The following is a 22,611-nucleotide window of genomic DNA, read 5'->3' as shown; positions in this document are numbered from 1 at the left end:
AATATGGAAAAATTAGATTTAATCATAAAATCTGGAGAAAAAAATATGGAAAAATCTCTAGAATACCTAAAGATGGTCTTTGTTCGAATCCGTTCTGGTAAATCTAATCCAATTCTCTTAGAGAGTATAAAAATTGAATGTAATGGAAAAATGATTACTCTTAAAAAAATAGCTAATGTCAGTTCTCCAGATTACATGACTCTAAAAATTCAACCTTGGGATCGTTCTATGCTTTCATTTATAGAAAAATCTATAATTAATGCTAATTATTCTCCAATAAACAATGGGGAAAATATACTGATTCGTTTGCCTAGGATAACTGAAGATGGTAGAAAAAATCTAGTAAAGAAAACAAAAGCTGAGTTGGAAAATATTAAAGTAAGAATCAGAAATATCCGAAAAGAGGTACACAAAAATCTTAAAAAATTAGAAGGTATTTCTAAAGACAATATGAAAAGTGCAGAAGAAAGGATTCAAAAAATAACTAATGAATACATAAAAAAAGTGGAAGATCTCTACACAATAAAAGAAAAGGAAATTATGAGCATTTAATGCATTTTTCTACATAATAATGAAAATATCTAGTGTAAAAGAAATTCTAAGGAAAGAAAATATTTCTAATAAAATACGAACAAAAGGATGGATCCGTAGTTTTAGAAATAGACGATTCATTATACTTTATGATGGTTCATCTATAAAAAATTTGCAGATTATCATAGATAGATCATCCTTTAATGAATATTTTTTGAGAAAAATGAACATAGGAACTTCTATTAAAGTAAAAGGGATAATCGTTAAGAGTCCTGGAAAAGAACAGTATATTGAAATACATGCGGAAGAAATTGAAATATGCGGAGAAGCTAAAAAGGAGGAGATACAAGGAACTATTTTACAGCCAAAGAGACATAGTTTGGAAAAACTTCGGGAACAATCTCATCTGCGATTTCGCACTAATATTTTTGGAGCGATTATTCGTATACGCCATCATCTTTCTTTTTCTGTGCATGAATTTTTTCACAAAAACGATTTTTTTTACATTCATACTCCTATCATAACGACAGCTGATGCTGAAGGTGCTGGAAAAATGTTTAGTGTATTAAATGATTTTTTTGGTAAACAAGCTTATCTAAGCGTATCAGGTCAATTGGAAGCTGAAACAGCTGCTTTAGCTTTTGGAAAAGTTTATACTTTTGGACCAACTTTTCGGGCAGAAAATTCTAATACGCCTAGACATTTAGCTGAATTTTGGATGGTTGAACCCGAAATAGCTTTTTGCACACTTAAAGAGAGTATGACTTTAGCTGAAATGTTTTTAAAACATCTCATTTCGCATATATGCAAAAATTGCAAAGAAGACCTGGAATATCTAGAAATATATCATTCTTTTGAAGAAAAACAGAAAAATAAAGGAAAATCGCTTTTAGATAAATTGAGTATCGCATTGATGCATCCTTTTATAAAACTCAGTTACACTGAAGCTATAAAAATACTTAAAAAAAGCAATAGAAAATTTATATATCCTATTCACTGGGGTATGGATTTTAAATCAGAACATGAAAGATATCTAACCGATAAATATTTTAAATCCCCATTAATCTTATTTGACTATCCAAAAATAGTTAAGCCTTTTTATATGCGGCTGAATGATGATGAAAGAACTGTTAAAGCTATGGATATTTTATTTCCCAGAATTGGAGAAATAATAGGAGGCTCTGAACGAGAAGATCGTTATGATATATTAGCACATAGGATGGTAGATTGTGGAATTAATAAAAAAATTTTATGGTGGTATATGGACACTAGGCGTTTTGGATCTACACCCCATTCAGGCTTCGGTATGGGCTTTGACAGATTTACTCAATTTGTTTCAGGAATGAGGAACATACGTGATGTTGTACCCTTTCCAAGGACACCTGGAAACGCAGAATTTTAAGGAGAGGTGGCTGAGTGGTAAAGGCGCATGCTTGGAAAGTATGTTCACTTTATGTGTCAAGGGTTCGAATCCCTTTCTCTCCGCTTTTAATAATAAGACGCATTCCTCTATTGTATCTATAATATTGAATGATCCAATTTGTTAAAGTAATCATTCTATTCCTAAATCCTTCCAACTTCATAGAGTGAACGAATATCCATATGATCCAAGCCAACATACCCTTTATCCTAAATTTAGGAAAATCACATACAGCTTTGTTTCTACAAATAATAGCCATTGATCCCAAATCTTTATATATGAAAGTATGCATTTCTTTACCTTCCGCCATTCGATTTAAATTTTTAGCAAGGAGAACTCCTTGTTGTATAGCAGGCTGAGCTAACATAGGATAAGGATCATCTTTCATTAGAGCAATATCACCTATTGCGAAAACACTATCTTCAAAACCTTTTACACGATTGAAAGAATCTACTAATAGACGCCCTTTTTCTATTTTGTCCGAATTAAAACCATCTATTAATGCACCTTTTACGCCAGCTGCCCAAATAACATTAGAAGTTTCTATAAAAGACTTCTTCTCTATCTGTAAAATTCTACCATTATAATCTTTAACCATACAATTTACCAATATATTTACCCCCATTTTTTTCAGTTCTTTGAAAGCTTCAATGGAAGATGATTCCGACATTCCATCTAGAAGTCTAGATGAAGCTTGAACTAGATGAATGTTCATAATCTTCCGAACGTTCAAATCTGGATAATCTTTAGACAAAACGTGCATCTTCATCTCAGATAAAGAACCTGCTAGTTCCACACCAGTTGGCCCTCCCCCAACAATAACAAATGTCATTAGACGATTTTTATCTATTGAATTCTTAGTAAACAAAGCGTTTTCAATATTTTGAAATATTGAATTTCTCAGGTAAATAGCTTCGAATATGGATTTCATTGAAAAGGAAAACGTTTCCATATTTTTGTTTCCAAAAAAGTTAGTCTTTGACCCCGTTGCTAAAACCAAATAATCATATCCCAAATTTCCCCTATTTGTTTTAATATTTTTTTTATTGAGTTCTACGTAATGCACATCCGCCATTCTAAAAAAGAAATTCTCCGTATTCTTAATGATAGATCGTATGGGACAAATAACTGAATCAGGTTCCAAAATTGCAGTAGCTACTTGATAAAGCAAGGGTTGAAAAGTATGATAATTATTTCTATCTATGAGAACAACTTGAAAGTTATTTCTTTTAACCAACTTTACTACTTGAAGACCGCCAAAACCCGCTCCAATAACCACAACTCTTTTTAAATCTGTTTTTGGAATATTCATTTTTTTTTTAATTTTATTTAAAAGATATAAAAAACGTATTATGCAAATAATGCATATTAAACAAAAATAAAAATAATATTTTAACTGTTACTTATATTTCATCAGACATTTAAAAAATAATAAACTTTTTTTTTAATCCATAACAAACGTGAAAAATATCTCTATACTTCCCACATCTGTGTTTTTTGGGGAAGAGGCATACCAACAATTGCATATTTTTTACCATAAAAGGTATCTCTCGAATATTTTTATTTTGGTTGATTCAAATACAAGAGAACATTGTCTTCCATATTTGCATGATCGCGTAACCTTTTTAAGAAAAGCTAAAATTGTAGAGGTACCTTCAGGTGAAAAAGAAAAAAATCTACAGAATTGTATTAAAATTTGGAAAGAATTTGAAAAACAAAATTCCGATAGAAAGAGTCTCCTTATTAATCTTGGAGGTGGGGTTGTTACAGATATGGGAGGGTTTTCAGCTTCAGTTTTCAAAAGAGGAATAAGTTTTTTAAATGTTCCAACTACCCTTCTTTCTATGGTAGATGCTTCGATAGGAGGAAAAACTGGGATTGATTTTAACGGAATAAAAAATGAAATAGGTCTTTTCAAAGAAGCGGAATTAGTTTTAATTGATCTTAATTATCTAAAAACTTTAGGAAAAAGGGAATTAAAATCAGGAATGGCAGAAATCTTTAAATATGGACTAGTTGCAGATTCATCTTTTTGGAAAGAAGTAAATATTTTATCCAATAATTTAATTGGGAGATCTTTTATTGAAAGATCCATTTTTATAAAAACCAGAATGGTTCGTAATGATCCAAAAGAGAAATTTGGATTAAGAAAAATTCTTAATTTTGGTCACACTATAGGCCATGCTATAGAAGCATTTTTTCTTTATAGGCATTCTCCTATTTCACATGGAGAAGCTATTGCTTTTGGAATGATTTGCGAATCTTGGATTTCTTGGAAAATAAATTGCCTAACAGAAAAACAATATGATGAAATCAGTAAAAATCTTTCGAATACTTATCCAATAAAGGAAATTGACCAAAAAACCACAGAAACTCTTTTGAGTTTCATGCGTAATGATAAAAAAAATGAGGTAGGAAAAATTTGCTTTTCCCTTCTTAGAACTATAGGAGAATGTAACTACGACAAAAAAGTAGGCGATGTAATCATTAAAGAAAGTTTGGAACAACTAAAAAAGTTTATTAAAAATAATTAATTATGAAATTTTTAAAAAAAATAAATGAATATGAAGAGTAGAGAAGGAAAGATTATTACTATTGATATAGTAAATGAAATGAAATCTTCATACATCGATTATTCGATGTCAGTAATTATTTCAAGAGCTCTCCCTGATGTAAGAGATGGACTAAAGCCGGTGCATAGACGTGTGCTTTTTGGAATGTATAAACTTAATGTTCTCTCTAAGAGTCCATATAAAAAATCCGCTAGGATAGTTGGGGAAGTATTAGGAAAATTTCATCCACATGGTGATAGTTCTGTTTATGAAGCTATCGTACGTATGGCGCAAGATTGGTCGTTGCTATATCCGTTAATTGATGGTCAAGGAAATTTCGGATCGTTAGATAACGATCCACCTGCAGCGATGAGGTATACAGAAATTCGATTAAGTAATTTTTCTGAAGAAATGCTGGTTGACCTTGAAAAGGAAACTGTGGATATGCAACTAAACTTTGATGATTCAATGGAAGAGCCAACCGTCCTACCTACTCGTATTCCTAATCTCCTTATTAACGGAGCATCAGGCATAGCGGTTGGAATGGCCACAAATATGGCACCTCATAATTTGAAAGAATCCATTGAAGCTATTTGCGCATACATTGATAACAAAAATATTTGTATTGACGAATTAATTAATTATATTAAAGCGCCAGATTTTCCTACTGGAGGGATTATTTATGGATATCAAGGAGTTAAAGAAGCTTTTCACGTGGGAAAAGGTCGTATTTTACTAAGAGCTAGGGTTCATTTTGAAGATATTCAAGGACGTAAATGCATTATTGTAGACGAAATCCCATATCAGGTAAACAAGGAAGACATGATCGAAAAAACTAAAAATCTTTTAAAAGAAGGTAAAATAGAAAACTTGTCGCAGATTAGAGACGAATCTGATAGGCGTGGAATGCGCATCGTATATATGCTAAAACAAGGGGCTGAACCTCAAATAATTTTGAATAAACTTTATAAATACACTGATCTTCAGACTTCGTTTAGTGTTAACAATATTGCTTTAGTTAAAGGAAAACCGGTTCAGTTAAATATTAAAGATATTATTCAATATTTTGTAGATCATCGTAATGATGTTATTATAAGACGTTCCAGGCATGATCTACGTAATGCGAAAGAACGTCTTCATATCCTTAAAGGATTTATTATTGCTTTAGATAGCTTTGATACAGTTTTTCAACTGGTTAGTTATTCAAAAACACCAAAGGATGCTATCGAAGAACTTACAAAGGAATTCAATTTTTCAGAAATTCAAGTACGATCTATTCTGGAAATGCGTTTGCATCGGTTTACTAATCTTGAAAGGAACAAAATTAGATCAGAATATGAAGAGGTGAAGAAAACTATAGAAAAACTGAACAATATCCTAAATCTGGAAATGCTGCGCATGCAGCTTATAAAAAGTGAACTAATAGAAATCAAAGAAAAATATAGCGATAAACGGAGAACTGAAATTGATTATTCAGTAAACGCTAAGGAACTTGTGGATGAAACACCTGTTGTACTCACTATATCTCATAAAGGATATATAAAACGCACTCCTTTATCTGCGTATAAACCTCAATCTAGAGGCGGAATAGGGAATATTGGAGCTGGTGCGCATGAAAAAGACTTTATGGAACACTTACTCTTAGCAAAAAAGAGGCCATATATGCTTTTATTTACGAAAAAAGGAAAATGTTTTTGGCTTAGGGTATTTAAAATACCAGAAAGTGCAAAAACGTCTAAGGGGAGAGCTATACAAAATTTTATCGAAATTGATAGTGATGATCAAGTTAAAGCTTATATTTTAAGTGGAAATCTAAAGAACTTTGACTATATCAATAGTCATTACGTAATTCTGGTTACAGAAAAAGGAATAGTAAAAAGAACCCCACTTAAAAGCTATTCTCATCCTAGAAAAAGAGGAATACAGGCAACAATCATTCGACCTGGTGATTCTCTAATAGAAGCAAAACTTACTGCAGGAAACAGTGACATTCTTATTGCTATAAAAAGTGGAAAATCTATTCGATTTACGGAAAAAAAAATTCGTTTAATGGGTAGAAATTCTTCTGGAGTTAAAAGTATATCATTAGCCTCTGATAAAGATTCTGTTATTGGAATGGTTTGCGTTAAAAACAGGGAAAAAGAAAATATATTGGTCGTTTCAGAAAATGGATATGGAAAACGTTCCAATTTAGGATCTTTTCGCAGAACTGATAGAATTGGAAAGGGAATAAAAACAATCAATATAACTGAAAAAACTGGAAAATTAATCGCTATTAAGAATGTAACGGATAAAAATGATTTAATGATTATGAATAAATCTGGTATTATAATTCGCATTCCAGTATCAGGTATTAGCGTTATGGGTAGAAACACGCAAGGAGTCCGATTGATCAATCTTAAAAAGGATAAAATTGCTTCGGTGGCTAAGGTTCCAGATTGAGACGTAATATGCGAATTATTTCTGGAAAATTAAAAGGTAGAAAATTTGATCCACCGAAAAATATTTACGTTAGACCTACGATGGATAAAGCTAAAGAATCTTTATTCAACGTATTATCTAATTATTTAGAAAATAATCTTCTTGTTCTAGATATATTCTGCGGAACAGGAAATATTAGTTATGAATTTATTTCTCGAGGTGCTTTGATGGTTTATTGCGTTGACGTAAATTGCCTTTGCACAAAGTATATAAAGGAAACTTCTAAGAAGTTTAAAATTTACAATAAAATGCAAATATATTGTGAAAACGCTTTTCATTTTTTGAATAAAAATATTCCTACTTTCGATATAATTTTTGCTGATCCTCCTTACCATATAGATAATCGTAATTTGGAGTTATTGTTTCAATTAGTTTTGAAAAAAAATGGATGTATAAAAAAAAATGGTTTAATGATTTTGGAACATTCAGCTAAGAAAAATTCTTTCGTAATGAGACTCCCCTATTATCTGGATACTAAGAAATCCGGAGATACTTATTTTAGTTTTTTTAAAAATTTATAAAAAAAATAACATGAAAAACAAGAAAAAAATAGCAGGTGTAGAGGGAAATTTAAAAAAAATCTATACGGAAACTATCCCAGATATTCAAGAATGTAAAATATATAAAGGAGTTATATCCCATATTTCCAATATGGAAGCAATAGTGGACATTGGTTTTAAATCTGAAGGGGTGATTCCATTAAGAGAATTTAAAAAAAAACAAGAGCTAAAAATTGGGAGCATTGTCGAGGTAATGATTGAGAAGATGGATTATAAAGGTCAATGCATATTCTCACATAAAAAAGCAAAAATTCTTAAAAATTGGGAACGTATTAACAATAGTTATGAAAAAGATGAAATAATTTTAGGAATTGTATTAGCTAGAACTAAAGGTGGATTGATAGTAAAAGCTCTAGAAATTGAATGTTTTTTACCTGGATCACATATAAATGTGAAGCCCATACGAGATTTTGACCAATACGTAGGAAAACCTATAGATGTAAAAGTAGTCAAAATCAATAAAAAAACGAAAAATATTGTTGTTTCCCATAAAATATTGATGGAGCGAGATATTGAAGAACAGAAAAAAGAGATAATCGCTTGTATGGAAAAAGGGCAAGTAGTTGAAGGCACGGTAAAAAATATTACGAATTACGGGGTTTTTGCTAAAATAGGAGGAATAGATGCTTTGATTCACATAACTGATATGAAATGGAATAGAATTGATCATCCTTCAGAGTTGGTAGAGATTGGTCAAAAGGTTAAATGTGTTGTACTAAATGTTGATCATATCAAGAATCGAATTCAACTTGGATTAAAACAGTTACTTACACATCCTTGGGATGCCTTGGATCCTAACGTTGGAGTTGGATATAAAGTAAAAGGCGTAGTAACTTTACTGTCTGATTATGGGGCTTTGGTAGAAATTTTTCCTGGAATTGAAGGATTGATCCATACTAGTGAGATGACTTGGGATTTCAATCTTCTTTCTGCACAAGATTTTCTAAAAATAGGGGATAAAGTAGAAACTATAATTACAGGAATAGACCGTAAAGAAAAAAAAATGTATTTGAGTATAAAAAGGATCACTCCAGATCCTTGGATGAATATTTACGATAAATATCCCATAAATTCAAAACATACCGGAATTATTCATAGTTTTGCTAATTTTGGGGTTTTTGTAGAATTGGAAAAAGGGATTAGTGGAGTCGTATCGTCTAAAGACCTTACTTGGTTCAAGAAGATAAAACATCCTTCAGAATTTTGCAAAAAAGGAGATAAAATGGAGGTGGTTATCTTAAATTTAGATGTTAATAAGAGACGTATAAATCTAGGACATAAACAGCTTATGGAAAATACATGGGATCTATATGAAAAAATCTATGTATTGGATAGTCTACATTATGGGCTACCTATAGAGTTTTTTGATAAAGGAGCAACTATATTGCTCGGATGTCAAAAAAAAATTTTGGTAGAAGCTTTTGCTCCTGCTCGTTTTTTAGAAAAAAATATTAAAAAAAATGATAAATTTAAAATTATTGAATTTAATAAGGAATTCAAAAGAATAATAGTCTCACATGCTAGCACAGCCACCAAGACCAAGAATAGATAATATTCTTGGTGGCTTGCTACAAATAAAAAAAAGTTCTTAAATCATTCCACCTCCCATTCCGACTCCAGGTGGAGTAGGAGGTTCATCTTTTTTAATTTCGGTAACTACACATTCAGTAGTTAAAAGCATGGAACCTACTGAAGAAGCGTTTTCCAAAGCAACGCGTGTTACCTTTGTTGGATCGATTATTCCAGCCTGAATCATATTTTTATATTGACCTAACTTAGCATCATATCCAAAATCGTCTATTCCCTCAGCCACTTTGGCAACAACTACAGATCCTTCTTCTCCAGCATTAGCAACAATTTGACGTAAAGGTTCTTCTAAAGCTCGTTTAACTATTTGAACTCCTGTATTTTGATCTACATTATCAGTTTGGATATTTTGAAGAGCTTTTATAGCTCGGACTAAGGCTACTCCTCCTCCAGCTACAATTCCTTCCTCTACTGCTGCACGAGTAGCATTTAGTGCATCATTTACTCTATCTTTCTTCTCTTTCATTTCTACTTCAGAAGCAGCACCAACGTAAAGAACAGCTACGCCCCCTGCTAATTTAGCTAAACGTTCTTGAAGTTTTTCTTTATCATAATCAGAAGTGGTATTCTCTATCTGAGTTTTTATTTCATTAATCCTTCCTTTTATACTTTCTTTATTTCCATATCCATTTACAATAGTTGTATTGTCTTTGTCTATGGTAACTCTTTCTGCACGTCCTAGCATATCTATTTTCACATCTTCAAGCTTTTGCCCTGTTTTTTCAGAAACCATTATTCCTCTAGTGAGAATCGCAATATCTTCAAGCATTGCTTCCCTACGATCTCCAAAACCTGGAGCTTTAACAGCAGCTACTTTTAAAGTACCTCTAAGCTTATTAACTACCAAAGTGGCTAAAGCTTCCCCTTCAACTTCTTCAGAAATGATCAAAAAAGGTTTTCCTGATTGAGCTACAGATTCTAAGATAGGCATAAGATCTTTCATTGAAGATATCTTTTTATCGTAGATAAGTATGTATGGATTATCTAGCTCCGAAACCATTTTTTCTGAATTTGTAACAAAATATGGAGATTGATATCCTCGGTCAAATTGCATTCCTTCAACAACATCTACTGTGGTTTCCATGCTTTTTGCCTCTTCTACAGTAATTACCCCTTCTTTTTTTACCTTTTCGAAAGCATTAGCTATTAAAGAACCTATTTCCTCATCATTGTTAGCAGATATAGAAGCTACTTGTTTAATTTTTTCTCCTTTTTCACCTACTTTTTGGGATTGACTTTTTAGATTTTCTACTACTATTTCCACAGCCTTATCTATTCCTCTTTTCAAATCCATAGGATTTGCACCGGCTGCTACATTTTTTAAACCCTCTCTAATGATAGCTTGAGCTAAAACAGTAGCTGTTGTTGTTCCATCCCCAGCTACATCATTGGTTTTAGAGGCTACCTCTTTAACCATCTGTGCCCCTAAGTTTTCAATGGCATCTTCTAATTCAATTTCTTTTGCTACAGAAACCCCATCTTTTGTTACATGAGGACTTCCAAAAGATTTTTGTAAAACTACATTTCTTCCTTTCGGACCTAAAGTTACTTTTACAGCATTAGCTAGGACATCTACACCTGTTTTCAATCTGTCCCTGGCTCCTACGTCAAATTTTATATCTTTAGCCATAAGAATTTTAATTTAAATAATTGCAAAAATGTCAGATTCACGCATAATAAGGTAATCTTTCCCGTATATTTTCAATTCAGTGCCTGAATATTTTCCATACAATACTTTATTACCCTCCTTTACTGTCATAGATTCATTTTTTTTTCCAGGTCCAACCGCAACAACTATACCAGCTTGAGGTTTCTCCTTAGCTGTATCAGGAATTATAATTCCTGATGCAGTCTTGCTTTCAGCAGGCACAGGTTCCACAATAACGCGATCTGCTAAAGGTTTAATTTTTAATTCTTCCATACAAATTATTTGAAACTATCTGTTTTTTAAAATAAAATTATAAAAATAAATCAAAATAAAAATGAAAATAGCTAAAATCCAAGTAAGCTTTTCCCAAAAATTTACAACACGTTGAACCCCGAATATTTGAATGCTTCTATCTCCTAAATTAGAATAAGAAAGAGAATCCCTTTTAGGATTTTGTATTAATATTACAAATGTAAGTAGTAAACAAGTCAAAATAAGAATTACCGCCAAAAATACATAAAGAAACATAAAATGTTTTCTATTTTCAAGAATTCCCATCTTCCCTTAGATTCAATAAATTTTTACTCTTTAGCAAAAAATCGTTACCATATATACTAATGTTTTAAAACTTCCCCTATTAAAGTAGCAGCCGTACAATCATTAATTTTTACTTTAACCAAGTCTCCTAAATGATAATTATCTTTTGGAAAAACTACAACCGCGCTTTGAGAGTTTCTTCCATACCAATGAAATTTACTTTTTTTTGATTCACCTTCAATTAAAACTTCCTGTACCTTTCCAACATGTCTCTGTATTCGTTCAGAAGAATGTTTTCGTTGTAAATCTATAATTTCAGAAAGTCTACGTTTTTTAATTTTTTCAGGAACGTCATCTTTAAGATTTTTTTCAGCAAAGGTTCCAGGACGAGATGAATAGGCGAACATGTAGCCAAAGTCATACTTCACGTATTCCATTAAACTCAATGTATCATTATGATCTTGGTCCCTTTCTCCACAAAAACCTGTAATTATATCATGCGATATGGAACAATCAGGAAGGATTGTTCGAATCATTCTAATTAAAGAAAGGTATTCCACGCGAGTGGATCTGCGATTCATTCGTTGAAGTACTCTAGTGCTTCCAGATTGGACTGGTAAATGTATGTGTTGGCAAATATTCGTATTCCGAGAAATTGTTTCCAAAACTTCTACCGACATATCACAAGGATTGGAGGTAGAAAAACGGATCCGCATGGCTGGAACAGCTTTAGCGATAAACTCAAGGAGTTTAGCAAAATTTATAGATGTATATTTTTTTAAATTTGAAGCTTTATGAAAATCTTTTTTTACCCCACCCCCGTACCAAATATAAGAATCCACATTTTGACCTAAAAGAGTAATTTCTTTATACGATTTTTTCCATAGTTCTTCGCATTCTTCTATAATGCTTTTAGGATCTCTACTTCTTTCTCTTCCTCTGGTAAAAGGAACTATGCAAAAACTACACATATTATCACAACCACGTGTAATACTTATGAAAGCAGTAACTCCATTTTCACGAACTGGTTTAATATCTGCATATGTCTCTTCTTTAGAATTAGAAAAAGTAACATTAATAGCATTTTTAGATTCAACTAATTTAACTAAGTGAGGAATGTCTCGATAAGAATCAGGCCCTACGATTAAATCAACGAGTTTTTCTTCTTCTAATAGTTTTAACTTTAAACGTTCGGCCATGCAACCCAGCATTCCGATTATCATTTTAGGTTTTTTTTTTTTTAAAAGATTAAATATTTTTAAACGATTTTTTACGTTTTTTTCAGCTTTTTCTCGTATTGAACAAGTATTTATAAATAATAAATCCGCTTCTTCAAATTTATTAGTTGGTTCAAATCCATCTTCTTTTAATAGTGAAATTACAATTTCGCTATCTGAAAAATTCATTTGACATCCGTAACTTTCTATATACAATTTCCTAATGTTCCTTTGGGTTCTATCCTGAATAGAAAGCATATTTATATTTTTTTATATTAGTCAACTGGGGCAGGATTCGAACCTGCGCCCTACAGTTTAGGAAACTGTAGCTCTGTCCTATCTGAGCTACCCAGTCCAGATCATATTTTTTCTATAGAAACGAAAGAAATATTCGCTTTCTTTCTGAAAAAAACCTTTCCTTCTGCTTTTGCATATAAAGTGTGATCTCTTCCAACCCCTACCCATCTACCAGATAAATGTTTTGTTCCACGTTGCCGCACTATTATATTTCCTACTTTAGCTAACTGACCCCCAAAAATTTTTACCCCTAATCGCTTACTTTTCGAGTCTCTACCATTTCTAGAACTCCCTACACCTTTTTTATGAGCCATAAAATATTATTTTACCAAAAGAATAGAAATCACTTTAATTATTGTATTTTTTTTTCTATATCCACGTTTAACTTTAAATCCTTTTCTTCTTTTTTTCTTGAAAACAAGGATTTTATCCCCTTTTATATGTTTCAGTACTTTTACTTGGACAAAAGATCCTTGTATAATAGGATTTCCAATAATTGGGGATCCTACTTCTTTGTTTATCAGATAAACGCGATCAAAAAATACTTCTGAATTAATTTCAGAATCTAGAAGAGGAACGAATGATAATTTTCCAGTAAAAACTTTACACTGAAATCCTCCAATATCTACTATTGCATACACGTTACATTATTTTAAAAATCTAAGAAGAGAAAAAATTTCTATGAAAGCTGACTGTGGAATCTCTATTTTACCAATATTACGCATTTTCTTTTTTCCTAGTTTTTGCTGCTCAAGTAGCTTTCTCTTTCTAGAGATATCCCCACCATAGCATTTAGCTGTTACATCTTTTCGAAAAGATTTGATCGTTTCTCTAGAAAGAATCTTGCTTCCAAGAGTTGCTTGAATAGGAATATCGAAATGATGGCGTGGAATGAGTTCCCGTAATTTTTCACATATTTTTTTTCCCATTTTAAATGAATTATTTCGAGGAGACAAGAAGGAAAGCGAATCAACGACTTGGTGATTTATCAGAATATCTATTTTTACCAAATTGGAAGGTCTATACTCTAAAAGAGTATAATCGAAAGAAGCATACCCTTTAGAAAGTTTTTTTAAACGATCATAAAAATCAAAAACGACTTCAGATAAAGGCATTTCAAAAACCAATTTAACACGATGCAAAGTAAGATGCAATTGATTCTTTATCACACCTCTTTTTTCCAAGCACAAGGATATTATGGATCCGACATAATCGTACATAGTAATAATTTCAGCACGGATATAAGGCTCCTCTACACGATCCAATTTACTTAAATCAGGAAAATCCGATGGATTTTTAACTATTATAGCCTTTTCCGTATTTTTTTTTAAAAAAACATGATAAGAAACATTCGGAATGGTAATAATTACGGTCATATTATATTCTTTTTCAAGCCGTTCTTTAACTATTTCCATATGAAGCATTCCAAGTAATCCGCATCGAAACCCAAACCCTAAAACAGTTGAAGTTTCAGAAACGAAACTTAAAGAAGCATCATTTAAACGTAATTTTTCCATAGAAGTTCTCAACTCTTCATAATCCTTATTATGCAAGGGATAAATGCCTGAGAATATCATTGGTTTAGATTCTACAAATTTTTTTAAAGGAAAAATAGCTGGGTTTTCTGAAGATGTAAAGGTATCCCCAACTTTTACATCTTTAGCTTCTTTAATTCCAGATATCACATATCCTACATCACCTGTTTGAATACACTCTCTGGAAATTTTTTTAAATTTAAGGATCCCTATCTCATTAGCAGAATATGTTTGGCCAGAGTCTAAAAACTTAAGTTTTTGGCCTTTTACCATATACCCATGTATAATGCGAAAATAAATTTCTATACCTTTGAATGGATTATAATTTGAATCAAATATAAACGCTTGGAGCGGTTCTAAAGGGCTCCCATTAGGTGGAGGAATTCGTGTCATTATAGCTTGAAGAATTTCTTCAATTCCCAGTCCTTTTTTAGCACTAGCTAATATAATTTCTTTAGGATGACTAGATGTCAATTCAATAACGTCATCGAGTACTTCATAAGTTCTAGATCCAGGAAGATCAATCTTATTCAAAACCGGAATAATAGTTAAATTATTCTCCAAAGCTAAGTATAGGTTCGAAATAGTTTGAGCTTGTATACTTTGAGAAGCATCTACAACAAGTAGAGCTCCTTCACAAGAATAAATAGAGCGCGAGACTTCAGAGGAAAAATCTGCGTGTCCAGGTGTATCAATCAAATTGAGAATGTAAGTTTTCCCTCTATAAGCATATGTCATTTGTATAGCGTGACTTTTTATAGTAATTCCTCTCTCTCTCTCTAGTTCCATATCGTCAAGCAGTTGATCTTTTTTTTCTTGATCAGAAACGGTTTTCGTTAACTCAAGTAATCGATCAGCCAGAGTACTTTTTCCGTGATCTATATGTGCAATTATACAAAAGTTACGTATGTATTCCCTCATAGTTTTTTAAAACGTAAAAAATTTTTAGACCTAATATTTTTTATTTTAAATGATATAAAATGAATGAAAAAAACTTCATTGAAAAAATTATAGAAGAAGATTTAAGAAAGGGGTTTCCTAAAAAAAAGCTTCACTTTCGTTTTCCTCCAGAACCAAACGGATATCTTCATATAGGACACGCAAAGGCTATTTGTCTAAATTTTGGTTTAGGAGAAAAATATAGAGTACCCGTAAATTTACGATTTGATGATACCAATCCAACAAAAGAGAAAAATTCTTATGTAGAAGAAATTAAAAAAGACATACAATGGCTAGGTTTTAAATGGGATAAGGAATGTTACGCTTCCGATTATTTCGAAGATTTATACAAATGGAGTCAATCTCTTATAAAATATGGCAAGGCATACGTGGAGGAACAAACAAAAGATCTTATTATTTCTAATAGAAAGACGCCTTTTGAAGTTGGAATTTCAAGTCCTTTTAGAACTCGTCCTATTGAAGAAAACCTAAATTTATTTCAAAGTATGAAATACGGAGAATTTGAAGAAGGAAGTTATGTGCTTAGAGCAAAGATAGACATGAGTTCTTCAAACATGAATTTGCGTGACCCAATCATGTATCGAATTCTTAAAAAAGAACATCCCCATACTAAAAATAAGTGGTGCATTTATCCAACTTATGATTGGGCACATGGGCAATCAGACTATATAGAAAAAATATCCCATTCTTTATGTTCTCTTGAATTTGAAAATCACAGGCCTCTATATTATTGGTATCTGGATCAGATACCTAAAAAAGAAGACCAAATACGGCCTAAGCAAATAGAATTTTCCAGACTTAACCTAAGTTATACTATTTTGAGCAAAAGAAAGCTTCATCGTATCGTGGAAGAAGGGGTAGTCAGAGGATGGGACGATCCTCGCATGCCTACATTAAGAGGTTTAAGAAGAAGAGGATATACAGCTAAATCTATAAGAGATTTTTGTAATAGGATAGGGATAGCAAAACGGGATAACTTAATTGACCTATCTTTACTCGAATTTTTTATTAGAGAACATTTGAACGTAATAACACAAAGAGCTTTGGTGGTTATTGATCCTATTGAATTAGTCATTGATAACTATCCAGATAGTTATGTGGAATGGGTTTTTTGGGAAAACCCTGAAAGAAAAATTCCTTTTTCAAAGTTTTTATATATAGAAAGAGATGATTTTATGGAAAATGCTTCTAAAAGATTTTTTCGTTTAACTCTAGATCAAGAAGTTAGGCTAAAAAATGCCTATATTATAAAAGCAGTTAAAGCCGTTAAAGATATTAATGGAAAAATTGTAAGAGTCCACTGTTTGTATGATCCTAATAGTAAATCAGGTAGTGGAATAAAAAAGAATAGAAATATTAAAGTAACTTTGCATTGGGTCTCTATAAAGCATTCTTTTGAAATAGAAGTACGTTTATATAATAATCTTTTTTTAGAAGAAAATCCAGAAGTAAATAAGGTAAGAGACTTTATGGATTTTTTAAATCCAAATTCTCTAAAAATTGTACATGGTTACGCTGAACCCTTTTTAAGATTAGCTAAAGATGGGGATCAATTTCAATTCCAACGCTTAGGTTATTTTTGTGTTGATACTGAGAGCACAAAGGGTAAACTGGTATTCAACAAAACCGTTTGTTTATAAAAAACCGTTTGTTTACCGTTTGTTTACCGTTTGTGTTTACCGTTTGTTTGAAGAATAAAGTGTTTTTTCATCTATTATGAATCTTGTCTACCCCAACTAAAAAGATTTATATTTTGTGTTCTATGTGGTTCGCTGCTTGGTCTTAGGATTGCATTGTACGATCATTGAATCGTAATTTATTAAATCTATCAGAATTTATTAAATCTAACTGATAAAAAAAATCTTAAAAAAAGTTTTTATTTAAAAATAATAAAAGCCTATTAATCAATTCCTATTAAAATATTTTTAGAAATTTTTTTTAAAACTTTATTTGTATAAAGAGAGAACACAGATTCTGTATCTGAATGAAGATCTTCTACGATAGGTATTTCACCTAAAAAGGGAAGCCCAAGTTCAATAGAAAGTTTTTTTGCACCTTTTTTACCAAATGGGAAATATTTTTTTGGGGTATCTTTTCTTTTGAAAAAAGCCATATTTTCTACGATTCCAAGTATAGGAACGTTTATCTCCTTTAGCCTAAACATATTTATAGTCCTTTTAACATCAGCCAAAGATAGCTTTTGTGGTGTACTTACCACAATAGCTCCGGAAATGGGCAACTCCTGAAAAAGAGAAATATGGATATCACCAGTTCCAGGTGGAAAATCTACAACTAAGAAATCTATATTTCCCCAATAAGAATCTCTTATTAATTGTCTCAATGCTTTAACTGCCAGAGGACCGCGCCATAAAACTGCTTTATTAAGATGAGCAAAAAAACCTAAAGATAACATCTTTACTCCATAATTTTCAAAAGGTTTGATTTTTTCTTTTCCTTCTCTAAAGATAGAAGGGACTCTAACATTTTCCGAATTAAACATTATAGGAATAGAAGGCCCATATACGTCAGCATCTAATATGCCAACTTTAAAACCCATTTTAGATAAAGTTATTGTTATATTTACGGCTAAAGTAGATTTTCCCACTCCTCCTTTTCCAGAAGCAAAAGCTATAATACTTTTTACTCCTTGTATTTTTCTACAAGTACTCTGATGATTAATTACTGTATTAATTTTTATTTTTGTGTTTATAGCTTTAGAAATATCATATTCAAGTTTTTTTTTCGCTTGCATTGCAGGCAATGATATATGAAAAACAATCTCCTTTTTAGAGAAAAAAATCTCAAGAATAGATTGATTATCTACAATATTAATCTCCTGCCCGGAAATATAAATTTCCTTTAAAAATTTTATCATTCTTTCTCTATCCATGTTCTTTAATAAACTAAAGAAAACCTAAAGCTTTCCTAACTTTGCATATCGTATATCTGGCAATTTTTCTAGCTTTTTTAGCTCCAAAGTGGAAAATATCATCTAGATAATTTCTTTTTTTTAGAAAAAAATGAAACTTTTTTCGTTCAATAGAAAATCTATTTAAAATAAGTTCATACAAGACTTTCTTTGCTTGACTATATCCATACCCACCATTTAAATAACGTTCTCTCATTTCCTCCACTTCTGCTTTAGAAGCTAGCAATCTATAAATAGAAAAAATGCTATCTACATAAGGATCCTTAGGATCTTCTAAAGATTTGCTATCAGTTCGTATACTCATAATCTGGTTTTTTAAATACTCTTTAGTGGAAAAGATATCAATTATATTGCCTCTGGATTTACTCATTTTATATCCATCTGTTCCAGGCACTGATTTAGCTTCTTCTTGTATATTAGCCTTAGGTAGGACAAAAATTTTTCCCATTTTTCTATTGAAACGCTCTGCGATATTACGAGTAATCTCTAAATGTTGTAATTGATCTTTTCCAACTGGAACTATTTTAGCATTATAAAGTAAAATGTCTGAAGCCATCAATATTGGATAAGAGAAAAGTCCTACGCTTATATCTTGGTTGTACTTATCTTTAAAAGAATGAGATAAAGTAAGACGTTTATAAGGAAAAAAACAACTCAAATACCAAGCTAACTCAGTTACCTCTGGTACATCAGATTGTTTATAACAGACAACTTTATCCAAAGGTAAACCAAAGGCTAAAAAAGCTGATAAAACACTATAAGTATTCTCTTTTATAATTTCTGAATCTTTAATATTCGTTAAACTGTGTAAATCTGCGATAAGTATAAAAGAAGGATTTGAAGAAATATTGGTCATTTTAATGGTGGGTAAAATAGCTCCAAGTAAATTCCCTAAATGTGGGGTTCCAGTACTTTGGATCCCAGTTAAAACTCTCATAATTTTTTTGTTCCTCCAATAATTTCTAAAATCTCTTTTGTAATAGCTTCTTGTCTTATTTTGTTCGAACTCAATGTTAGCTCAGATTTTAAATCTGAGGCATTTTCAGTAGCTATATGCATGGAAGTCATTCTAGCTGTATTTTCCGATACAGTTGATTCCAAAAAAGCTTTGATAAAATTTATTCTTAATATCATTGGGATAATAGAATCAAAAATTCTTTCTTTTGAAGGTTCAAAAAGAAAGTTAACATATGCTCTAGATGAGAAAGAAAAAGGTAGAAATCGCTTTCTAATGGTTTTTTGATATTTCAGACTTTTTGGTGTATTATACGCTAAATCTATTGAGAAAAAATCCATGTTAAAAAACTTTTGCATTAGTTTCTTTGACAGAATAGATATTTTAGAAATTTTATTTTCGTTTAATATTTTATATTTTTTTTTTTCAAAAAAATCTATTCCTTTTTTTCCTATTATCATTAGATGAATTTCTTTGGAAGATTTTGTCTTTAGAAGATTTTCTATCATACGGAAGATGGAGGTGTTAAAAGTTCCGCATAATCCCCTATGCGAAGTAAATACAACGAATAATGATTTTTTGGATAAATTTCGACCCCAAGAATAGCTCATTTTTTTTAATATCTCTTCCAGCTTATTTACATAATGACAAATACGATAAAGTATTTCCCCATATTTTTTAAGTTTTGAAGCAGAAACTACTTTCATAGCAGAGGTAATTTGCATGATAGAAGACACTGAATGGATCCTCCCTTTTATTTCCTTTAACCCTAAAGACATGATAGATTAGGAATGCTTATATTTAATACTTAATTGTAAGGCAATTTTCTCCAAAACATCTGTAAACTTATCATTTAAAATTCCTTTTTCTAAACCAGAAATTACCTCTGAATGCTGATTATTCAAATAACTTAAATATTCTTTTTCAAAATCTTTTACTTTATTTACAGGAATATCTTTAAGAAGATTTTTTGTACTTGCATATACAAGTGCTATTTGATCAGATATTTTATATGGTGAATTAATTGCTTGATTAAGTAATTCTACATTACAACGACCTTTATGAATTAGAGATATAGTTGTTGTATCTAAATCAGAACTAAATTTGGAAAATCCCTCTAATTCTCTAAACTGTGATTGATCCAATTTAAATGTTCCAGATAGTTTTTTCATAGATGCAATCTGAGCTTCTCCTCCTACCCTAGAAACAGAAATTCCTTCATTAATAGCAGGACGAACTCCAGCATTGAACAAATCTGACTCAAGAAAAATTTGGCCATCAGTTATGGATATAACATTTGTAGGAATATAAGAGGAAACATCTCCATATTGAGTTTCTACAATAGGCAATGCAGTTAACGATCCTCCCCCTTTCACAAACTTTTTAAGAGAATCTGGTAAATCATTCATTTGTCTAGCAAGGACATCATCTTCAATAATTTTAGCGGATCTCTCAAGTAGACGAGAGTGTAAATAAAAAACATCTCCAGGATAAGCTTCCCTGCCTGGGGGTCGATTAAGAAGTAAAGAAACTTCCCTATATGAAACAGCTTGTTTGGAAAGATCATCGTAAATAATCAACGCAGATTTTCCCATATCTCTAAAAAATTCTCCAATAGACGTTCCGGCAAAAGGAGCGAAAATTTGCATAGGTGCTGGGTCAGCTGCGCTAGCTACTACTAAAACTGTGTAAGATAGAGCACCATGCTCTCGAAGAGTTTTTAGAATACCAGCAACAGAAGATCCTTTTTGACTGATAGCTACATAGATGCAATATATGGGATTGCTACTTTCATAAAGTCTTTTTTGATTAAGGATCGTATCAATTGCTAGAGTCGTTTTCCCAGTTTGTCTATCCCCAACTATAAGTTGGCGTTGGCCTCGTCCAATTGGAACCATAATATCTATTGCTTTAATTCCTGTATGCAAAGGCTCATTAACTGGTTGACGAAAAATTACACCTGGCGCCTTTCGTTCTAAAGGTAATTCAAAAAGTTTACCTTGAATTGGGCCTTTTCCGTCTATAGGATTTCCGAGAGCATTAACGACTCGTCCTAGCATTCCTTCCCCTACATAAATACTAGCTAAGCGTCCGCTTCTTTTGACTATATCTCCTTCTCGAATATTATCTGAAGGACCTAGAAAAACTACACTGACATAATCTTCCTCAAGATTAAGGACAATCCCTTTTATTCCAGTATGGAATTGAACCAACTCTCCAGAACAAACTTTTTCAAGTCCGAAAACTCTAGCAACGCTATCTCCATTTTGGAAAACAAAGCCTGATTCGGAATATTCAATATTGGAGCTTAATTCAGAAATTCTATGTTTTATCAATTCCGATATTTCAGATGGTTTTATTTCCGACATATCAATTTTTCATTTCCTCACGCTTGGAGTTTTCTCCGAACCTGAGAAATCAGTCCTAGAACACTAGCATTCCAACACCTGTTTTCTACATAAAGTAAAAAACCCCCAATAATTTCTTTATGAACTTGGCATTTAAGCATGTACTTTTTTCTATACTTATCTCTAAGTATTTTTTTTATAATTTTTTCAAAAAAATAATTTTCTATAGATGCTGAAGTAATAATCTTTATCCTTAATATATTTAAACGGTAAAGCCTTTGATATTCCTTGGCTATCTTAGATAGATGGGATTCCCTTCTTTGCTCAATTACAAGCCTAATAAATATTTGAGAGACTTTGGAAAAATTTTTGAATAATTCTTGGTAAATTCGTAATTTACTTTTTTTGCTGAAGCTTTTGAAAAATGAGAATAAATCTTTATTTTTTTGAAAAATATCATATAGATTTTTCATTTCTGAAAGGACAGAATCAAAACAGTAATTTTCCTTAGCATATTTGAAAAGACCCTTTGCATAAATTTTAGCTATATTCGTAGCTTTGGTATCAATTAAATTCATCAATCAATTTATGAATAAATTCTTTTTGTTTATTTTCTTTACTTAATTCCTGCTTAAGCAATTTTTCGTAAATCCTAATAGATATTTCGGCTATATGTTTTTTCAAAGAATTTAGAGCAACAGATTTCTCGTTTTTTATAACATCTATAGCTTGTTCAAGCATCCTTTCACTTTCAATTTTGGACTTTTCCAGTGCCTCTAACTCTATCTTTTCTTTTATGGAGAGAGCCTCTTTTAAAAGAAAATCTCGTTCTATGCAAGCTTCTCTTAAAATTTTATCTTTTTTAATCATCAAGAATTTTAATTCTTGATTAGCTTGTCTCGCTTTCTCTAAGTCAGAGAATATTTTTTTTTCGCGTTTTTCAATAATTTCTATAAGATACTTCCAAGCAAATCTCCTTAGTAAAACTAATAAAATAATAAAAATAATTGTTTGCCAAATAATTAATCCTTCGGAAGGAGCTAACAAATCCATA

The 22,611-nt window shown here is 31.4% G+C and carries 21 protein-coding genes and 2 tRNA genes; 8 read left to right on the top strand and 15 right to left on the bottom strand.

All coding sequences use genetic code 11. The features are described from left to right. The first annotated feature begins 3 nt into the window (after positions 1-3). The 3 genes from VE128_01135 (at position 4) to VE128_01125 (ending at position 2,016) form a co-directional block, all read left to right on the top strand. Positions 4-552 (top strand): ribosome-recycling factor, encoded by a 549-nt coding sequence (locus VE128_01135; protein HZD84138.1) that lies wholly within the window; start codon positions 4-6, stop codon positions 550-552. A gap of 19 nt (positions 553-571) precedes the next feature. Beyond that, entirely contained in the window at positions 572-1,933 is a 1,362-nt protein-coding gene (asnS, locus tag VE128_01130) for an asparagine--tRNA ligase (GenBank protein HZD84137.1), read from the top strand. Beyond that, positions 1,934-2,016, top strand: a tRNA-Ser gene (locus VE128_01125). On the opposite strand, the gene VE128_01120 is transcribed toward VE128_01125, so the two are convergent. Continuing rightward, positions 1,983-3,263: an NAD(P)/FAD-dependent oxidoreductase gene (locus VE128_01120; protein ID HZD84136.1), complete on the bottom strand. Its 1,281-nt coding sequence runs from the start codon at positions 3,261-3,263 to the stop codon at positions 1,983-1,985. The two genes, VE128_01125 and VE128_01120, sit on opposite strands and share 34 nt — an antisense overlap. A gap of 148 nt (positions 3,264-3,411) precedes the next feature. Here VE128_01120 and aroB point away from each other — a divergent pair, with 148 nt between their 5' ends. From aroB to VE128_01100, 4 genes are read left to right on the top strand one after another with little or no spacing between them, the layout of a single operon-like run. After that, on the top strand, positions 3,412-4,485 hold the full coding sequence (gene aroB / locus VE128_01115; protein ID HZD84135.1) for a 3-dehydroquinate synthase: 1,074 nt from the start codon (positions 3,412-3,414) through the stop codon (positions 4,483-4,485). A gap of 24 nt (positions 4,486-4,509) precedes the next feature. Beyond that, on the top strand, positions 4,510-6,945 hold the full coding sequence (gyrA, locus tag VE128_01110; protein HZD84134.1) for a DNA gyrase subunit A: 2,436 nt from the start codon (positions 4,510-4,512) through the stop codon (positions 6,943-6,945). Between the two features lie 8 nt (positions 6,946-6,953). Further along, positions 6,954-7,505 (top strand): RsmD family RNA methyltransferase, encoded by a 552-nt coding sequence (locus VE128_01105; GenBank protein ID HZD84133.1) that lies wholly within the window; start codon positions 6,954-6,956, stop codon positions 7,503-7,505. A 10-nt stretch (positions 7,506-7,515) separates the two neighbouring features. After that, the gene (locus VE128_01100) at positions 7,516-9,096 is read left to right on the top strand and encodes a S1 RNA-binding domain-containing protein (protein ID HZD84132.1); all 1,581 of its coding nucleotides are present in this window, start codon (positions 7,516-7,518) and stop codon (positions 9,094-9,096) included. Positions 9,097-9,132: 36 nt separating this feature from the next. On the opposite strand, the gene groL is transcribed toward VE128_01100, so the two are convergent. The 8 genes from groL to lepA form a co-directional block, all read right to left on the bottom strand. Then, positions 9,133-10,761 (bottom strand): chaperonin GroEL, encoded by a 1,629-nt coding sequence (groL, locus tag VE128_01095; GenBank protein HZD84131.1) that lies wholly within the window; start codon positions 10,759-10,761, stop codon positions 9,133-9,135. A 12-nt stretch (positions 10,762-10,773) separates the two neighbouring features. Beyond that, entirely contained in the window at positions 10,774-11,052 is a 279-nt protein-coding gene (locus VE128_01090; GenBank protein ID HZD84130.1) for a co-chaperone GroES, read from the bottom strand. A gap of 15 nt (positions 11,053-11,067) precedes the next feature. Continuing rightward, entirely contained in the window at positions 11,068-11,337 is a 270-nt protein-coding gene (gene secG, locus VE128_01085) for a preprotein translocase subunit SecG (protein HZD84129.1), read from the bottom strand. Positions 11,338-11,393: 56 nt separating this feature from the next. Then, positions 11,394-12,791 (bottom strand): tRNA (N6-isopentenyl adenosine(37)-C2)-methylthiotransferase MiaB, encoded by a 1,398-nt coding sequence (gene miaB / locus VE128_01080; GenBank protein HZD84128.1) that lies wholly within the window; start codon positions 12,789-12,791, stop codon positions 11,394-11,396. A gap of 22 nt (positions 12,792-12,813) precedes the next feature. Next, positions 12,814-12,888 (bottom strand) — tRNA-Arg (locus VE128_01075). A 4-nt stretch (positions 12,889-12,892) separates the two neighbouring features. Then, complete coding sequence (gene rpmA / locus VE128_01070) at positions 12,893-13,144, bottom strand: 50S ribosomal protein L27 (GenBank protein HZD84127.1); 252 nt, start codon at positions 13,142-13,144, stop codon at positions 12,893-12,895. Positions 13,145-13,150: 6 nt separating this feature from the next. Next, positions 13,151-13,471: a 50S ribosomal protein L21 gene (rplU, locus tag VE128_01065; GenBank protein ID HZD84126.1), complete on the bottom strand. Its 321-nt coding sequence runs from the start codon at positions 13,469-13,471 to the stop codon at positions 13,151-13,153. 6 nt (positions 13,472-13,477) lie between these two features. Continuing rightward, positions 13,478-15,286, bottom strand: coding sequence for a translation elongation factor 4 (lepA, locus tag VE128_01060; GenBank protein HZD84125.1), 1,809 nt, complete (start codon positions 15,284-15,286; stop codon positions 13,478-13,480). A 59-nt stretch (positions 15,287-15,345) separates the two neighbouring features. Here lepA and VE128_01055 point away from each other — a divergent pair, with 59 nt between their 5' ends. Beyond that, positions 15,346-16,965 carry a glutamine--tRNA ligase/YqeY domain fusion protein gene (locus VE128_01055; GenBank protein HZD84124.1) on the top strand — a complete coding sequence of 540 codons (1,620 nt, stop codon included), beginning with the start codon at positions 15,346-15,348 and terminating at the stop codon, positions 16,963-16,965. Between the two features lie 260 nt (positions 16,966-17,225). Here the strand turns inward: VE128_01055 and VE128_01050 are convergent, their stop codons facing one another. From VE128_01050 to atpF, 6 genes are read right to left on the bottom strand one after another with little or no spacing between them, the layout of a single operon-like run. Beyond that, positions 17,226-18,215, bottom strand: coding sequence for an Mrp/NBP35 family ATP-binding protein (locus tag VE128_01050; GenBank protein HZD84123.1), 990 nt, complete (start codon positions 18,213-18,215; stop codon positions 17,226-17,228). 13 nt (positions 18,216-18,228) lie between these two features. After that, positions 18,229-19,194, bottom strand: a complete 966-nt coding sequence (gene trpS / locus VE128_01045) for a tryptophan--tRNA ligase (protein HZD84122.1) — start codon at positions 19,192-19,194, stop codon at positions 18,229-18,231. Further along, positions 19,188-19,988 (bottom strand): ATP synthase F1 subunit gamma, encoded by an 801-nt coding sequence (gene atpG / locus VE128_01040; protein HZD84121.1) that lies wholly within the window; start codon positions 19,986-19,988, stop codon positions 19,188-19,190. The genes trpS and atpG overlap by 7 nt, the downstream gene beginning before the upstream one ends. A 6-nt stretch (positions 19,989-19,994) precedes the next feature. Beyond that, positions 19,995-21,578, bottom strand: coding sequence for a F0F1 ATP synthase subunit alpha (gene atpA / locus VE128_01035; GenBank protein ID HZD84120.1), 1,584 nt, complete (start codon positions 21,576-21,578; stop codon positions 19,995-19,997). Between the two features lie 17 nt (positions 21,579-21,595). Then, positions 21,596-22,135: an ATP synthase F1 subunit delta gene (gene atpH, locus VE128_01030; protein ID HZD84119.1), complete on the bottom strand. Its 540-nt coding sequence runs from the start codon at positions 22,133-22,135 to the stop codon at positions 21,596-21,598. Beyond that, positions 22,122-22,610 (bottom strand): F0F1 ATP synthase subunit B, encoded by a 489-nt coding sequence (gene atpF / locus VE128_01025; protein HZD84118.1) that lies wholly within the window; start codon positions 22,608-22,610, stop codon positions 22,122-22,124. Before atpF ends, atpH begins: the two co-directional genes overlap by 14 nt. Position 22,611: the final 1 nt, after the last annotated feature.

The organism is Candidatus Angelobacter sp., assembly GCA_035643775.1.
GTDB lineage: Bacteria > Bacteroidota > Bacteroidia > Flavobacteriales > Blattabacteriaceae > DASQPV01.
Note: the sequence above shows the minus strand (reverse complement) of the source record. Positions and strands in the feature narration are given on the sequence as shown.

Coding starts and splice junctions, on each gene's coding strand:
- atpF (HZD84118.1), bottom strand. CDS start 22,610: ATGGATTTGTTAGCTCCTTCCGAAGGATTAATTATTTGGCAAACAATT.
- secG (HZD84129.1), bottom strand. CDS start 11,337: ATGGGAATTCTTGAAAATAGAAAACATTTTATGTTTCTTTATGTATTT.
- VE128_01090 (HZD84130.1), bottom strand. CDS start 11,052: ATGGAAGAATTAAAAATTAAACCTTTAGCAGATCGCGTTATTGTGGAA.
- miaB (HZD84128.1), bottom strand. CDS start 12,791: ATGCTTTCTATTCAGGATAGAACCCAAAGGAACATTAGGAAATTGTAT.
- gyrA (HZD84134.1), top strand. CDS start 4,510: ATGAATATGAAGAGTAGAGAAGGAAAGATTATTACTATTGATATAGTA.
- VE128_01100 (HZD84132.1), top strand. CDS start 7,516: ATGAAAAACAAGAAAAAAATAGCAGGTGTAGAGGGAAATTTAAAAAAA.
- VE128_01105 (HZD84133.1), top strand. CDS start 6,954: ATGCGAATTATTTCTGGAAAATTAAAAGGTAGAAAATTTGATCCACCG.
- VE128_01055 (HZD84124.1), top strand. CDS start 15,346: ATGAATGAAAAAAACTTCATTGAAAAAATTATAGAAGAAGATTTAAGA.
- atpH (HZD84119.1), bottom strand. CDS start 22,135: ATGAATTTAATTGATACCAAAGCTACGAATATAGCTAAAATTTATGCA.
- asnS (HZD84137.1), top strand. CDS start 572: ATGAAAATATCTAGTGTAAAAGAAATTCTAAGGAAAGAAAATATTTCT.
- atpA (HZD84120.1), bottom strand. CDS start 21,578: ATGTCGGAAATAAAACCATCTGAAATATCGGAATTGATAAAACATAGA.
- VE128_01050 (HZD84123.1), bottom strand. CDS start 18,215: ATGGATAGAGAAAGAATGATAAAATTTTTAAAGGAAATTTATATTTCC.
- atpG (HZD84121.1), bottom strand. CDS start 19,988: ATGTCTTTAGGGTTAAAGGAAATAAAAGGGAGGATCCATTCAGTGTCT.
- VE128_01120 (HZD84136.1), bottom strand. CDS start 3,263: ATGAATATTCCAAAAACAGATTTAAAAAGAGTTGTGGTTATTGGAGCG.
- VE128_01135 (HZD84138.1), top strand. CDS start 4: ATGGAAAAATTAGATTTAATCATAAAATCTGGAGAAAAAAATATGGAA.
- groL (HZD84131.1), bottom strand. CDS start 10,761: ATGGCTAAAGATATAAAATTTGACGTAGGAGCCAGGGACAGATTGAAA.
- rpmA (HZD84127.1), bottom strand. CDS start 13,144: ATGGCTCATAAAAAAGGTGTAGGGAGTTCTAGAAATGGTAGAGACTCG.
- lepA (HZD84125.1), bottom strand. CDS start 15,286: ATGAGGGAATACATACGTAACTTTTGTATAATTGCACATATAGATCAC.